The sequence below is a fragment of the Morganella sp. HMSC11D09 genome (assembly GCF_001807955.1).
Taxonomy (GTDB): domain Bacteria; phylum Pseudomonadota; class Gammaproteobacteria; order Enterobacterales; family Enterobacteriaceae; genus Morganella; species Morganella morganii.
In genome coordinates, this window is record NZ_KV791680.1 from 4,683 (window position 1) to 5,277 (window position 595).

At 57.6% G+C, this 595-nt stretch carries 1 pseudogene; it reads left to right on the top strand.

Going from position 1 to position 595, the window contains the following annotated elements:
• Position 1 precedes the first annotated feature (1 nt).
• Positions 2–595 (top strand): annotated as a pseudogene (locus HMPREF3119_RS19755) (host specificity protein); the annotation flags it as partial.

Here is a 595-nt window from a genome sequence, read left to right on the forward strand (position 1 = left end):
AATGACACAAATCACAGGCCGCAAAGGTGGTGGCGGTAGCCCGCGCACGCCCGTCGAACAGCCGGACGACTTACAGTCCGTTGCCAAAGCAAAATTGCTGATCGCCCTCGGTGAAGGTGAATTTGCCGGTGAGCTGACCGGGAAGAATATCTTTCTGGACGGTACGCCGCTGCTGAACACTGACGGGTCGGAAAACTTTCCCGGTGTGGTGTGGGAATACCGCCCCGGTACCCAGGCGCAAACCTATATTCAGGGGATGCCGGCGGCGGAGAATGAAATCACGGTTGGTACCACCGTGCAGAGCAGCACACCGTGGGCACATGCATTCACTAACCCGCAGTTGTCTGCGGTCCGCGTCCGTCTGAAATGGCCGTCCCTGTTCCGGCAGGAGGATAACGGGGATATGGTCGGCAACGAGGTGAAATACGCCATTGATTTGCAGACTGACGGCGGCAGCTGGGAAACTGTTGTGGACGGCCGGGTTAAGGGTAAAACCACCTCAGGTTATGAGCGCACTCACCGTATTGATCTGCCACAGTCTGCGACATCCTGGACACTGCGGGTGCGGAAAATCACTGAAGATGCCAACAGCGCC